The sequence below is a fragment of the Actinokineospora sp. genome (assembly GCF_050699995.1).
In the GTDB taxonomy this organism is placed as follows: Bacteria; Actinomycetota; Actinomycetes; order Mycobacteriales; family Pseudonocardiaceae; genus Actinokineospora.
Genome location: NZ_JBOHGC010000626.1, coordinates 24,689 through 37,978, shown reverse-complemented (window position 1 = coordinate 37,978; position 13,290 = coordinate 24,689). Strand labels below are relative to the sequence as shown.

Sequence of the window (13,290 nt, the reverse complement as noted above, 5' to 3'; positions counted from 1 at the left end):
GTGTCGGCGTGAGTGTCATGCAGTGGTGGGCTGCGGTCTGGTTGGCGGTGATGTTGCTTGGTGCGATCGGGCTGGATCGTGCGATCAAGCGGGCGTGTGAGTCCGACCGCAGGCGCGATGAGTTGGCGGCGGAGGTGACTCACCAAGACTACCCGGAGGCCTGCGGGTGGTCGAACATCTGCTCCGGCAGGTCTTCGGTGTTCTTCGTGTAGAGCCCGTAGCCCGTGGGGTAGGCGCCCGAGTAGGCGCAGGCGGACACCATGCCCAGCGGCGAGACCGCCCCGGGGTGGGTGTTGCCGATCTGCGCTTTCGGCCACCACCAGGTGGCCGCCAGACCCTGCGCGGGGGGCAGCGCGGTCGGGGCGGTTCCGATGAAGGGATCGATGTCGTCCACGATGGGAAAACTGTAGGACCGGCCTGCTCTCCCGATGGTTTCGCTGACGTGAACTCCTTGCTGGAGTCAGGAATTCCAGCGCGTGCGCTCCTCGTCGAACGCCGCCCGCCGGAGCGCCCGGACGGTCCTGATCTCGTCGGCGGCCTCGTGTTCGACCCGGCGGACCTCGGCGACCGAGAACGTCGTGGGGCGGACGTCGAGGTCCGCGCGGCCCGCGGCGATGTCGGCGCGGTGGTCGGCCAGATCCGCCGCGGTCACCGGCCGGAACCGGAGCCGGTCGAAGTGCCGCAGCAGCCACGGCCGCTCGTCGCCCAGCCGCCACACGGGCACCGTGCGCCCGACCAGCTGGTAGCCGCCGGGGCCTTCCATGCCGTAGACGCACAGGTAGATGCCGCCGATGCCGACGGCGTTCTGCGGGGTCCAGGTGCGCGCCGGGTTGTACTTCGTGGTGACCAGCCGGTGCCTGGGGTCCAGCGGCACCGCCACCGGGGCGCCCAGATAGACGTCGCCGAGGCCCACGACGAGGTAGGTGGCCGCGGCCACGATGTCGAACACGTCGTCGCGGCGGGGCAGCGCGTTCACCCGTCGGATGAACTCCACGTTGTCGGGGCACCAGGGCGCGTCGGGCCGCACGGACGCGGCGTAGCGGCGCATGGCCTCGTGCGCCTCGGGGTGGTCGAACGCGATCGGCAGGACGACTTCTCGCGCGGGGACGACGGCGGTCGACGGGTCGGCGAGATCGTCGGCGAGCGCGCCGAGGTGCTTGGCCAGGGGAGCGAGGTCGCGTGCGGAGTCGACCGCCACCAGCAGCGAACGGACCCCTTCGACGATCTCGGTGACCCCGTCGGGCCGGTCCGCGCGCAGCGCCTCGGCGAGCAGGTGGACCCACATCCGCACGGTCAGGTCGAGCTCGGCGTGACCGGCTTCGACCAGCACATGCCGGTCACCCGAGCGCCTGATGGTGAACGCGGGCCCGGTCTGCGTGGCGTCGCCGCCGTGCAGCGGCTCGGGCCGGGCGGAGTCGGGGCCGACCGGCGCGAGCCGGACCGTGTCGCCGGGACGCAGCTGGCCGAGTTTCCACCGGTCCGACTCGACCACCACCGCCGCGACGACGAACCCGCCGAGCGACGGGCCGTCGACGCCGACGATCACCGGGGTGTCGCCCGCGAGCATGATCCCGCCGACCGGGTACGCCGAGTCGTGCAGGTTCGACGGGTGCAGCCCGGCTTCGCCGCCGTCCGCGCGGGCCCAGCGCGGGGTCGGCCCGGTGAGCCGGATGCCGGTGCGGTCGGCGCGGTGGTCCACGGTCCAGGTGGCGGCGAAGAACTCGTCGACCCCCTCGGCGGTGAGGTACTCCGGCGCGCCGTGCGGGCCGGCGATGACCCGCAGCGTCCACGTGTCCGTCAGTTCGGGCAGCGTGATCGGGACTGGGGCGATGAGGTTCTCCCGGCGGCCCAACGCAACCGCGTCCCCAGCCAGCAGGGCTCGCCCGTCGACCCCGCCGAACGCGCCGAGCACGAACGTCGACCGGCTGCCCAGCACCCGCGGCACGTCCAGCCCGCCCTCGATCGCGACGTACCCGCGCATGCCCGGGCCGACCAGCGGTCCCACGTCCAGCGTCGCCCCGGCGGGCAGCCGGACCACCGTCCCAGGGCGCAGCGGCCGCCCGTCGACCGTGGCCTGGGTCGCCGCGCCGCCGACGCACACCAGGCGCGGCTCGTCGACCCGCAGCACGGGCCCGCGCACCACGCACTCCAGGCCCGCCAAGTGATCCGGGTTGCCGACCGCGGCGCTGACGAGACCGAACGTCAGGTCGTCGAACGCCCCGGACGGCGGCACACCGACATCCCACAGCCCGGTGCGGCCCGCCAGATCCTGCACGGTGGTCTGCGTCCCCGGGTCGAGGACGTCGAGCACCGACATCACGCCCACCAGCCGATCAGCTGGACCGGCGTCGGATTCCGGCCGTTGCACGGGTTGTTGAGCTGCGGGCAGTTGCTGACCAGCACCAGGATGTCCCGACTCGCGGTGAGTTCGACGTACTTGCCCGGCGCCGACAGGCCGTCGTCGAACCGGAGATTGCCCGCGGCGTCGACTGGCACGTTCATGAAGAAGTTGATGTTGTGGCCGAGGTGGCGCTGCCCGATGCCCTTCTTGGCGCCGTAGCGCAGGAAGGTCTGCCTGCAGGCGTGCTGGTGGCGGGTGTGCTCGCCGTAGCGGACGACGTTGGACTCCTGCGAGCACGCGCCGCCGACGGTGTCGTGCCTGCCGCAGGTGTCGTCGGTGATCACCGCCAGCTCGTCGAGGGCGGTCGACAGCAGCCGCGACCCGGTCGTGAGGTACACCGCGCCCTGCTCGCGCACGGTGTCGAACGCCGAATAGCGGTTGTCGATGTCGGCCGCGTCGTAGAGCAGCGTGTCGACGGCCTGGTTGCCGTGCAGGTCCACGATCCGCAGGCGGCCGCCATCGGGGACGGTGATCAACGCGCCGTCACCGGGCGGGACGACCAGATCCAGTGCCGCGCTCATGCGTGGGCCCTCCTGGCCATCTCGAGCGCGCGAGCGGACTCCGCGCGGAACAGGGCACTCGCGTCGTCGGCGCCCACAGCAGGAGCGGGGGAGACCTCCACCCGCACGCCGGTGGGGGCGTAATCGGCCGAGGACAACGGATGTGGCGCCGTCGACAGGACCATCAACACGTCCTGATCGGTGCGCAAGGTGACCGTGTCGCCTGCGGCCGCGTGCCCGGTGACCAGCGACAAGGACGCTCGCTCATCGTCGGCGATCGCCACCTTGCTGAAGAAGTTCACGCAGCCGTGCAGATCGGCCGGGCCCAGTCCATGCTTGGCCAGTTCTGAGACGAGCCCGGTCCGCGCGGACCGGCGCCACTCGTTGCGGTGCTCGGCATAGGAACTGGGGCCGAACCGCGCCAGGTGCCGGTCGTGGCCGAAGCCGGTCAGGCAGTCGTGCCAGTCGAGGGTCGAGGCGACCACCGAGGCGAGCGCGAGTCCGCGGTCGGACATCAGGACCATCGGCGGTTTCACACATGCCGACATCTGCGATTTCAGCGTGTCGGGGAGGTTCAGCCGGTCCAGCCGATCCGCGGCGAACAACAGCAGCGCGGCGTTCGGGTCGGCGCCGAGGGCGGTCAGCGTGACCAGCCTGCCCGCGCGCACCGGCGCGGACCACGCGGCGCCGCCGGGGATTTCATGGTGGTAGCTAGATGGCATGTCCGAACCCTATGGGGCGCCTCGTCACCGCCGACGGTCGCGGTTGATCTTAAGACAATCCGCCCGGTCTCTGAAAATTCCCTACTTCCGTCTCGCATCTGTTATGCGGGTGCGGGTTTACCGTGAGGTCATGAGTATCGAAGCGCTCGACCCGGAGGCCGCCTGGGCGCCGCGGGACTGCACCCTGCCCGCGCCGGAACAGCCGTTGCGGGAGGCGGAGTTCGACGACCTGTTCGCCACGTCGCTGAGCGGACTGGGCCGATACTCACCGACTGGGCTGTGGATCGACCTCGACCCCACGCCGGAGGCGGCCGCGCGGGCGGCCGACTTGGTGATGCGCGAGACGGCGTGCTGCTCGTTCTTCATCTTCGCGCTGGTGGCGGCGCAGGGTGCGCTGACGCTGGACATCCGGGTGCCGGACGCGCGGGTCGACGTGCTCGACGCGTTGGCGTCGCGCGCGGCGGCCGTGGCCCGCCTAGCCGGTTGACGGCTCCGCGCGGATCGCCGCGTGGAGCAGCATGTCCCGCCGGGCGCCGCCGATCTCCTGGTGGCTGCGCAGCAACCCTTCCCGCTGATAGCCCGCGTTCTCCGCGACCCGGATCGAGCCCACGTTCCACGGCTCGATGTGGAGCTCGATCCGGTGCAGCGCGGGGATCGTCCACGCGAACGCGGTCAACGCCGTCAGTGCGCTACTCGCGAAACCGCGCCCCCGGTGCGCGGCGGCGACGGAGTACCCGGCCCTCGCCCGGCCCGCGGCCAGGTTCTGCAGCCACAGGCCGATGGCGCCGACCGCCTCGTCGGTTCGCGCGTCCGCGATGGCGAACGACAACCCCATGCCCTCGGCGAGCCTGCCCTGCTGGCGGTGAATCCACTCCATCGCCTCTTGGTCGGACGGTTTCGCCTGCAGGCTGCCGATCAGCGGGATGTACGGATCCTCGCCGAACTCGAACGCGAGACGCACGTCGCGTTCGGCGAATGCCCGCAGCAGAACCGGCCCGTGTCGTACGGGCGTCGACGGCCACTGCGGAAGCATCTCGTCCATCGGTCGATCCTCGGTGGTGCCAGGCTTTCCGCAAAGCGGATTATCGGCGCTCGACCGGGCAAGTCGGCACGTTCCAGTGCCCGCGCAGGTCTTCTGGGATCGACAGCGTCGTGGACTGGCCGTTGGTCAGGGTGCGAACGCTGCCGGTGAGCAGGAGTGTGCCCGCCTTGTCCAGGACCGCGCGAGCCACACGGTTGTCGTCTTCGCGGCGCTCCAGCCAGCGCATGACCCGGCTTGCCGCACCGACTGCGCGCGTCCAGCCGCGGGACTTCGGCACCTGGAGCCAGTCGGCGACGTCCGGGTCGACCACCTGGCGGACCATCGCGGGGACGGCGGCGTCGAAAGCCTTGCCGGGGAACAAGTCTCGGTAGAGGTCAAGCAGGCCCTTGGTCAGCTTGATCCCCTCGGGGGAGGGGGCATAGCTCGCCCGGACGAGCGTGGCGTTGAGGTGCTCGGCCTCGGCGAGGGTCTCCGGCATCGCGTCGGTCTTGATGCCGAGCAGGGCGCCGGTCACCCGCCAGACGTAGTAGTAGTCGGCCGCTTGCTGCTCTGTCACGGAGATCCCGATGCGGCGCATGCCATCGAGCACCTGCACGGAGAAGATCAGCAGCGCGCCCAGGAGGTCCTGCTGGCAGACCGGGACCCCGTCTTGTTCGGCGTCCCATTCCGGCGACTGAGCCACGAAATGGCGGACCGCGGCGTGGATCAGCCGGGTCTTCTGGATGGTCGGGACGAACGCCCCGCCCGCGCCGAAAGGATTGGGCGCCATCATGTTCACCACGAACTGCGACGTCTCCGACAGCCTGCGGTGCGGCTGGTTGAGCCGGTGGGTCAGGTCGAGCACTCGTGACGGCCGTGGCTGCGCGTAGCAGTTGACCATCGCCCCGAACGACAGCACCGACGCGACGTGCACACCGTCGTCGGCGAAGAACTGATACGCCCGGGCGACCCGGTCGAGGTCGGCCCACGCGGGCGGGTCGTCGGTCGCGACGAGATAGGAGCGCACCGACGCGGGAAGGTTCTCCGGGATCGGGGTGTCGTTGCCGCGGAACTCGGCCAGCACCGCGTTGACCTCGTCGACCTGCCCGGTCGCGACCAGGTCGGCGATCACCGCGTCGGCGAGCGGATCCCCTTCGAAGCGCAGCGCGTCGAGTTGCTCGGCGGTGTAGGGCACGGCACTCCTCAAGGGTCCGAGCAGGCTCATGATCACCTGTATCGGGCACGATCTTGGTCCCACGGGGGCACCGGGGCAAGGCTGCGGTGGCGGGAACGCCCGTTCGGGTGTCACCACCACGCGCCGACGGTGCGGGCGTCGTGCTCCGCGCCCTCGGTGTTGGTGCCCTTGTCGTGTTGGGCGCCGGTGAGGATCACGTTGGTGAACTTCGTGTAGCGCAGATCGGCGCCACGCAGGTCGGCGTTGGTCAGGTTGACCTCGGTCAGGCTGGTAGGGCCGATTTCCGCATGGTCGAGCCGCGCGCCGGACAGGTCCGTCCTCGTCAGGAACACGAAGTTCGAAAGGTCGGCGTAGCTCAGGTTCGTGCCGGTGAGTTTCGCGTCGACGAACGAGATGAGCCCACCGTGCGCCCGGCTCAGCTCGGAATGGCTCAGGTCCGCGCCGACCAGCGATGTCGATGACAGGTCGGCGTTGAACGCGCGCATCTCCGCGAGGCAGGTGTGCCGCAGGTCGATCGAACTCGGAATGTTGAGACCGGCCACGGGACGCCTGGGATCGTTCGCCACGGTTCGGCGGGTGATGACGACGAACGCGGCCTCGACGTCGGGGGGTGTGGCCGGGCAGGCCTTGGCCGGGTCGGTCCGTGGGCTGGTGGCGCGGATGAAGGCGCTGAGCACCTCGACCACGGTCTGCTGATCGCGCGGCGAGTCCGCCGCGAGTCGCTCCAGGGCGCCACCCAGGCGGATCTGGAAGTTCTCCGCGCCGGGTGTGCCGAGCAACTCGACGGCTTTGGAATAGCGCTCGGTGATCTGGCCTTGTTCGGAAACCTCGATCTGCTCACGGGTCGCCTGAAGCGACAGCGCGGTGAACAGCAGCGCACCCAGCGCGGTGACGGCGGTGATCGTCTGAGTCCAGTCGCGGCGACTGCCGGATGGGTTGCCCGGCGCGCGTCCCCGGCGCCACACCGCGGCCGCCCCGACGAGCAGCAGGAGGCTCACGGCCGCAGGCCACCAGTGGGTGAGCCACGCCAAGGACGGCAGCAAGTCATTTCGGGCGAGTGCCCAGCCAAGCGCGCCGAGCCCCGCGACCATCAGAACGGCGACGACCCACCGGCGGGACGACACAGGGGTGGCCGGGGCCTGATCCTCTTCCATGTGTCCCTTGTCGTGCGGAGCGGTCGGAGTGCTACTCCTCGGCAGGAGGACCACTTCATCAGTCGTGTTGGACGCGAGTCGGACTGAGACCGGATCGCTTTCAGTTGAACCGATTCATGTCGAAGTGCCTTCCACCCATCATCAAGAAGATCGCAACCCGAAGATTCTTTTCACGGTCCTGAATGCCTGATTTGTCGTACGCCATCAGGCCATGCCGGTGGCGAATGCGCTCGAACCCTGTCTGCAACTCGGGATGCTTCGCGAGCACCGTCGGATGGAAGTACGCCAGCGAGAGCAGCATGCCTTCGTCAAGAGGCACAGGCCCGAGTGCGACGGTGGAGCGCCAAGCCCGGAGGGCTTCCGCCTCTCGCAGGCGAACAGGTTGCCGCAGACCTGGTCGAGCCCAAATCCCACCGCGAGGCAGGTGAGGTTCGCGGAGTACGCCGCGAATTCACGGACCTGGTTGCGGGAAGTCGGCCTCGGCCGCGACCGGTCGCGGCCGGTAGGTGAGGTAGTCCGTCGACGGCAGTCTTCGCTGGTAGGAATCGATGAGCGTCGTCAGCGTCTTACGGACTGCGTCCTGCTCGTCGGGATCGATGTCGAAGTACAGGTCGACGGTGAAGGCCGAGATGGATTCCCGCGCGGCGATGGCCTGGTGTGAGAGCACGGCGTAAAGCGGGTCGTCCTTGGGTTTGCGGTGCCCACGCTTGCCGCCGTACGCCGCGTCCGCGATGTCGCGCAGCGTGTTCATGATGTAGTGGGCGATCAGGAACTCACCCATGGTGGCGTGCAGGAACTCGTAGGACCGTTCGACGTCTTTGCGGGCGCTGCCGGACAGCATCGTGGCTTCGGCCGCGTGGACGAAGAAGAGCTCGCCGAGCAGGCGCTTGTCGTCGTCCCCACCCTCTACCGCCCCGCCGATCGCCTCCAGATCCAGTTGGAGTTCCTTCTCCCGCAGGGTTTGCGTGCCCCGGTTGAACATGCCGAGCGCCGTGATCGACAGCCGAGTGATCTGTTCCTCGACCCGGTCGGCGAAAGTCCTTGGGCCTGGTGGGGTGTTTCGTGACTTCACGGCGGGCGAAGTTGTCGATGATCCGCTCGTAGAGGGCGGCTTGGGTCAGCCCTCGTCGAGTTTCGGGGACTCCGGGTCGGCGGCGTAGAGGGCCAGCATCATCAGCAGCAGCGGTTGCCGCGCCAGTTCCGACTGGTGTCGCGCCTCATCGAGTGTCAAACAGCGGCGGCGGGGTTGTGTCTGCCCAGGATTCGCAGGGCGCCTTCAAAGGTCAACGCGGGCTGCTTGCGCACCGGTGCAGCGTAGCGGCTTGATCATCGACGTCGTTGGTTACCGAAGATTGGCTATTGAATAGCAACTATCAAGATATCTGCTAGAACGGGTGGGCGTTGGATGCGGCGGGCTTGAGGGGTTGGTCAAAAACGCCAGGACAGGGGACGAGCACGAGGTGACGCTGCACGCCCGAGCAGCCCGTGGTCGACACCGAGGCGACGTCGGTAGGGCGGTGCGTTCGGTCCAAGTGGGACGGCTTGGGCTGTCCACTTCGGACATCGGCGAAACCGGTAACAAGGCACTGATCAATGTCGACGTAGCTTCCACAGAGGAGGCGCCGGTGATCAGCGATGATGACGTTCTCGCGTTGTTCGACCGGTGGCGCGTCGAGATCGACAGCGAGCCCGCGCCGAGCCTGATCCTGCTTGAGGTCGCGTGCGTCCTGTTCGTCGCCGGCCGCGCGGTCACTTAACTCTTGGCCTGCCGCCATTTCAGGAGATCCAATGCCGCGGCGACGGCCACGAGGTTCTCCGCGAGCGGCCGCGGCAGCAGTTCGTCGGCCCGGGCCAGCCTGCGGATGACGGTGTTGCGGTGGCTGTAGAGGCGTTCGGCCGTACGGGACGTGTTGCACTGCTCGCGCACGTACGCCCGGACGACGTCGAGGATCTCCCGGTCCGCGTGCTCCAGGTCGCCGAGGGTGTCGGTGACGAACTCGTCGGCCTGCGCGGGGTCGGTGGTCAGCAGGGCCACCATCTGGACGTCCTCGTACCGCGCGTACTGCTGCGGTGAGGTCAGTCGGGCGAGCATGCGCTGGGCGGTGAGCGCGTCGAGGTGGCTGCCGCGGAAGCCGTCGATGTCACGGCCGGGCCTGCCGACGGCGACCCTGATCTCGGGATATTCGGCGAGATACGCCGCGGACCGCGGTGCCCGGGCCACCGGCAGCCACACCCAGAGTGTGCCCGCACCTGCCACCACGGTGAGCCTGCGCCGCGCGTCGCTCGCCCGGACGAGGTGCTCCGCGACGCTCTCGAGTTGGTCCATGCTCGCGTGTTCGCTGGTCCACACGACCGCGGCAGTGTGGCTCCCGGTGAGCGGATACCCCAGTTGCGCCTCGGCTCGGGCGCGGGTGATCGGCGCGCCTTCGAGCAGCAGCGCCACGGCGGCGCGGCGCTCGGCGTGGGTGCCGCGGACGAGTTCATGGCGTTCCGCGTCCATCTGCTCGGAGATCGCGGCGACGGTGTCGTCGAGGAACGCCGAGATCGAGTGCGATGACACGTCGAGCAGTTCGTGGAGTTCGTCGGGGTCGCCGGTGAGCTCGAAACAGATCTCCATCCACCGCCGCCACGCCGCGTTCTGGGCGGTCCGGTAGGAGTCGAGGGCGCCCGCGTCCAAGCCGCGCCGCACCAGGTCGCGCGAGTTCTCCAGCGCCTCCGGCCCGATGTGGGGCCGCACGCGGCGACCGGGGTGCTGGGCATTGGCCGACGCCCAGTGCAGGAGATTGGCGAGGTTCGTCCGCCGGACCCCTTCGCGCAGGACCGGATCCTCGGCGATCGCCCGCATCCGCGACCCGCTCAGCGCGGCCGCGTGCAGGTCCTCGATCCATTCCGCCCGCGGGTTCAGCGCGATCTGCGCGCCCTGTCGAAGCAGGTCAGCCACTCGGGGCGACGGTGTCGGCCACGGTTCACTCATGGGCATATTGCACCACGAACGGACGAACCTGGGGCAGATCGTTCTGGTCGAACGGCGTGATGGGACGGGATTCTTGAGCCAGCCGCACAAGGGAGCCGTTCATGACCACCGCACTCGAGCATGTCGACGTTCTCATCGTCGGCGCGGGCATCTCCGGCATCGGCGCCGGTCGCTACCTGCGCACCGAGCACCCCTCGAAGAGCGTCGTGATCCTGGAGGCCCGCGGCGCGTCCGGCGGCACCTGGGACCTGTTCCGGTACCCGGGCATCCGCTCGGACTCCGACCTGCACACCTTCGGCTACGAGTTCAAGCCGTGGCGGGACAAGGAGTCGATCGCCTCGGCCGACCGCATCCTCGCCTACCTGCGTGAGACCGTCGCCGAGAACGACCTGGACAGCAAGATCCGCTACCACCACAAGGTTCTCGCCGCCGCCTGGTCCACCGAGGACGCGCGCTGGCTCGTCGACGTCGAACGCACCGACACCGGCGAGCGGTCGCGGCTCACAGCGGGCTGGCTCTTCGCCGCGGGCGGCTACTACAACTACGACGAGGGCTTCACCCCGCACTTCGAGGGACGGGACCGCTTCGCCGGCCGGATCGTGCACCCGCAGCACTGGCCCGAGGACCTCGACTACGCGGGCAAGCGGGTGGTGGTCATCGGCAGCGGCGCCACCGCGGTGACCCTGGTGCCCGCCATGGCGGCCACGGCGGGGCACGTGACCATGCTGCAGCGCACGCCGAGCTACATCGTGCCGGTGCCCAAGGAGGACAAGGTCGCGGCCCTGCTCACCAGGGTGTTCGGCCCAGAACGCGGGTACGCGCTGACCCGGCGCAAGAACATCGTCCAGGCGCGGGCGATCTGGCGCTTCTGTCAACGCTTCCCGAGCGCCGCCCGCAAGATCATCCGGGCGCTCAACGCCAAGCTCCTGCCCGAGGGCTTCCCGGTCGACGAGCACTTCAACCCGCCGTACGACCCGTGGGACCAGCGCCTGTGCGCCGTCCCCGACGGCGACCTGTTCCGCGCGATCCGCAAGGGAGACGCGTCGGTGATCACCGGCCGCATCGAGACCTTCACCGAGACCGGGATCCTGCTGGAGAACGGCGAGGAGGTCGAGGCGGACATCATCGTCACCGCCACCGGGCTGAACATCCAGCTTTTCGGCGGCATCGAACTCACCGTCGACGACCGCCCGGTGTCGTACCCGGACACCGTCGTCTACCGCGGCATGATGCTCAGCGGGGTGCCGAACTTCGCCATCGCCATCGGCTACACGAACTCGTCGTGGACACTCAAGATCGGCCTGCTCTGCGAGTACTTCTGCCGGTTGCTGCACCACCTCGATCACACCGGCCAGGACGCGGTGTGGGCGGTCGCCGACCCCGACCTGCCCACCCGGCCGCTGCTCGACTTCGGCGCGGGCTACGTGCAGCGCGCACTGGCCCGCCTCCCCAAGCAGGGTCCGGCGGCTCCCTGGCTGATGGCGATGGACTACAACGACGACCGCAAGCAGATGCGCCACGGCGACGTCGTCGACGAGCACCTGCGCTTCTCCAGCCGAGTGTCCGCGCGGGCGGTGTCCGCGTGAGCGACGAGTTCGCCCAGACGGGCGGCGTCCGGCTCTGCTACCGCACCCGCGGCGACCGCGGCGCCGACCCGCTGCTCCTGATCGCCGGCCTGGGCCAAGACCTCACCGTCTGGCCCGAGGAGTTCCTCGACGGTCTGGCCTCGCGGGGTTTCCTCGTGGTGCACCACGACAACCGCGACGCGGGCCGGTCAAGCCGCATCGGCACGCCGCCGCCCAACACGGCGCGCAAGCTGCTGGCGCGGCCACGGCACGACGCCTACACGCTGCGGGACATGGCCGACGACGCCCTGGGACTGCTCGACCACCTCGGCATCGGCGGCGCCCACCTGGTCGGGATGTCGATGGGCGGCATGATCGCCCAGACCCTCGCGGCCTGCTACCCCGCGCGGGTCCGCACGCTGACCTCGGTCTTCTCCACCACCGGAGAGCGCCGGGTGGGCCAACCCGCCCGGTCGACGATCCTGCGGCTGGCCCGGCGGCCCGCCCGGACCCAGGACGAGGCGGTCCGCGCCCACCTCGACATCACCGCCCATCTCGCCGGCCGGGACTACCCGCTGGACGAGACGGTCGAGTCGGCCTACGCGCGCCGGGTCTGGGAGCGCGCGGGCGGCCGGAGTTCCGCGGCGGGGACCGCCCGGCAGATCCAGGCCATCCACGCCTCCGGCGACCGCACCGACGAACTGCGTCGGATCACCACGGCGACCTTGGTGGTGCACGGGGACCGCGATCTGATCGTGCACCCGAGCGGCGGCCGGGCGACCGCGGACGCCATCCCCGGCGCCCGCCACGTCGCCATCGCGGGCATGGGCCACCACCTCGCCCCCGGACTCGTCCCACGGCTCGTCGACTTGGTCGCCGAGCACTGCGCGCAAGGAGTCCGCCCATGAGCGGGTCGTTCCAGGGGAAAGTCGCCGTGGTCACCGGCGCCGGATCGGGCATCGGCCGCGCCCTGGCCGTCGAACTGAGCCTGCGCGGCGCCCGGGTGTCCGGCTGCGACGTCGACGCGGCGGGCCTCAAGGAGACCGCGGCCCTCTGCGCGGGCGAAACGCACACGGCCGTGGTCGACGTGGGGGACCGCGCCGCGGTCTTCGCCTACGCCGACGAGGTCGCCGACCAATTCGGTGTCGTGCACCAGGTTTACAACAATGCCGGGATCGCGTTCAACCAGACGGTCCTGGAGAGCGACTGGGCCGACTACGAACGGGTGCTGCGGTCAACCTGAACGGGGTCATCCACGGCACCCAGGCGCTGCTGCCGCACCTGATCCGGTCCGGGGACGGCCATGTCGTCACCATCTCCAGCCTCAACGGGTACGTGGCCCAGCCCGGCATGTCGCACTACTGCGCCTCGAAGTTCGCCGTCCGCGGCTTCACCGAGGCGCTGCGCGCGGAAATGCTGCTCGAGGCCAAGCCCGTCCGAGTGACCGTGGTGCACCCGGGCGGGGTCGCCACGAGCATCTCCGACAACGCGCTCACCCTGGCCGAGGAGACCGGGCACGAGATCACCGCGGCCCACCGGGCACGGGCGGCCACCTACCGCGAGAAGCTGCTCCGCATCCCCCCGAGCAAGGCCGCCGGGATCATCCTCGACGGCGTCCGGAACGGCCGGGTTCGCATCCGCGTAGGCAGCGACGCCGTGGTGCTGGACCGGCTCGTGCGGCTGCTGCCCACCGCGTACGGCAAGGCCATCGTGGCGTTCGAGCGGCGGCTGGCGAAGGGCGAGCGCGGCTGAAGGGCC

14 protein-coding genes and 1 pseudogene are annotated in these 13,290 nt (G+C 69.9%); 5 read left to right on the top strand and 10 right to left on the bottom strand.

The annotated features are described in order from the left end of the window. Positions 1-148: 148 nt before the first annotated feature. The 4 genes from ACRDSQ_RS30120 to ACRDSQ_RS30105 all read right to left on the bottom strand — a co-directional run bounded on the left by ACRDSQ_RS30120 (position 149) and on the right by ACRDSQ_RS30105 (position 3,623). Entirely contained in the window at positions 149-394 is a 246-nt protein-coding gene (locus tag ACRDSQ_RS30120; protein ID WP_431425744.1) for a hypothetical protein, read from the bottom strand. Between the two features lie 66 nt (positions 395-460). Continuing rightward, positions 461-2,317 (bottom strand): 5-oxoprolinase/urea amidolyase family protein, encoded by a 1,857-nt coding sequence (locus ACRDSQ_RS30115; RefSeq protein ID WP_431425742.1) that lies wholly within the window; start codon positions 2,315-2,317, stop codon positions 461-463. Then, entirely contained in the window at positions 2,317-2,922 is a 606-nt protein-coding gene (locus ACRDSQ_RS30110; protein WP_431425740.1) for an urea amidolyase associated protein UAAP2, read from the bottom strand. Before ACRDSQ_RS30110 ends, ACRDSQ_RS30115 begins: the two co-directional genes overlap by 1 nt. Next, positions 2,919-3,623, bottom strand: a complete 705-nt coding sequence (locus tag ACRDSQ_RS30105; protein ID WP_431425738.1) for a DUF1989 domain-containing protein — start codon at positions 3,621-3,623, stop codon at positions 2,919-2,921. Before ACRDSQ_RS30105 ends, ACRDSQ_RS30110 begins: the two co-directional genes overlap by 4 nt. A 130-nt stretch (positions 3,624-3,753) precedes the next feature. Here ACRDSQ_RS30105 and ACRDSQ_RS30100 point away from each other — a divergent pair, with 130 nt between their 5' ends. Next, positions 3,754-4,110 carry a hypothetical protein gene (locus tag ACRDSQ_RS30100; RefSeq protein WP_431425736.1) on the top strand — a complete coding sequence of 119 codons (357 nt, stop codon included), beginning with the start codon at positions 3,754-3,756 and terminating at the stop codon, positions 4,108-4,110. Here the strand turns inward: ACRDSQ_RS30100 and ACRDSQ_RS30095 are convergent. From ACRDSQ_RS30095 to ACRDSQ_RS30075, 5 genes are all read right to left on the bottom strand, one after another. Beyond that, complete coding sequence (locus ACRDSQ_RS30095) at positions 4,099-4,665, bottom strand: GNAT family N-acetyltransferase (protein ID WP_431425734.1); 567 nt, start codon at positions 4,663-4,665, stop codon at positions 4,099-4,101. The genes ACRDSQ_RS30100 and ACRDSQ_RS30095 overlap by 12 nt on opposite strands. 40 nt (positions 4,666-4,705) lie before the next feature. Continuing rightward, complete coding sequence (locus tag ACRDSQ_RS30090; RefSeq protein ID WP_431425732.1) at positions 4,706-5,869, bottom strand: oxygenase MpaB family protein; 1,164 nt, start codon at positions 5,867-5,869, stop codon at positions 4,706-4,708. 80 nt (positions 5,870-5,949) lie between these two features. Continuing rightward, positions 5,950-6,993, bottom strand: coding sequence for a pentapeptide repeat-containing protein (locus tag ACRDSQ_RS30085; RefSeq protein WP_431425730.1), 1,044 nt, complete (start codon positions 6,991-6,993; stop codon positions 5,950-5,952). Positions 6,994-7,093: 100 nt separating this feature from the next. Next, on the bottom strand, positions 7,094-7,312 hold the full coding sequence (locus ACRDSQ_RS30080) for a hypothetical protein (protein WP_431425729.1): 219 nt from the start codon (positions 7,310-7,312) through the stop codon (positions 7,094-7,096). A 132-nt stretch (positions 7,313-7,444) separates the two neighbouring features. Beyond that, the gene (locus ACRDSQ_RS30075; RefSeq protein WP_431425728.1) at positions 7,445-8,065 is read right to left on the bottom strand and encodes a hypothetical protein; all 621 of its coding nucleotides are present in this window, start codon (positions 8,063-8,065) and stop codon (positions 7,445-7,447) included. Positions 8,066-8,618: 553 nt separating this feature from the next. Between ACRDSQ_RS30075 and ACRDSQ_RS30070 the strand changes: the two genes are divergently transcribed. After that, the gene (locus ACRDSQ_RS30070; protein WP_431425727.1) at positions 8,619-8,750 is read left to right on the top strand and encodes a hypothetical protein; all 132 of its coding nucleotides are present in this window, start codon (positions 8,619-8,621) and stop codon (positions 8,748-8,750) included. On the opposite strand, the gene ACRDSQ_RS30065 is transcribed toward ACRDSQ_RS30070, so the two are convergent. Next, a complete protein-coding gene (locus tag ACRDSQ_RS30065) occupies positions 8,747-9,934 on the bottom strand; it encodes a PucR family transcriptional regulator (protein WP_431425725.1) in 1,188 nt (395 codons plus the stop codon). The two genes, ACRDSQ_RS30070 and ACRDSQ_RS30065, sit on opposite strands and share 4 nt — an antisense overlap. 134 nt (positions 9,935-10,068) lie before the next feature. Between ACRDSQ_RS30065 and ACRDSQ_RS30060 the strand changes: the two genes are divergently transcribed. The 3 genes and pseudogenes from ACRDSQ_RS30060 to ACRDSQ_RS30050 all read left to right on the top strand — a co-directional run bounded on the left by ACRDSQ_RS30060 (position 10,069) and on the right by ACRDSQ_RS30050 (position 13,284). Then, positions 10,069-11,553, top strand: a complete 1,485-nt coding sequence (locus ACRDSQ_RS30060; RefSeq protein ID WP_431425724.1) for a flavin-containing monooxygenase — start codon at positions 10,069-10,071, stop codon at positions 11,551-11,553. Further along, entirely contained in the window at positions 11,550-12,440 is an 891-nt protein-coding gene (locus tag ACRDSQ_RS30055) for an alpha/beta fold hydrolase (protein WP_431425722.1), read from the top strand. The genes ACRDSQ_RS30060 and ACRDSQ_RS30055 overlap by 4 nt, the downstream gene beginning before the upstream one ends. Next, a pseudogene (locus ACRDSQ_RS30050) lies at positions 12,437-13,284 on the top strand (SDR family NAD(P)-dependent oxidoreductase). The gene ACRDSQ_RS30055 and the pseudogene ACRDSQ_RS30050 overlap by 4 nt, the downstream one beginning before the upstream one ends. The last annotated feature ends 6 nt before the right edge of the window (positions 13,285-13,290 follow it).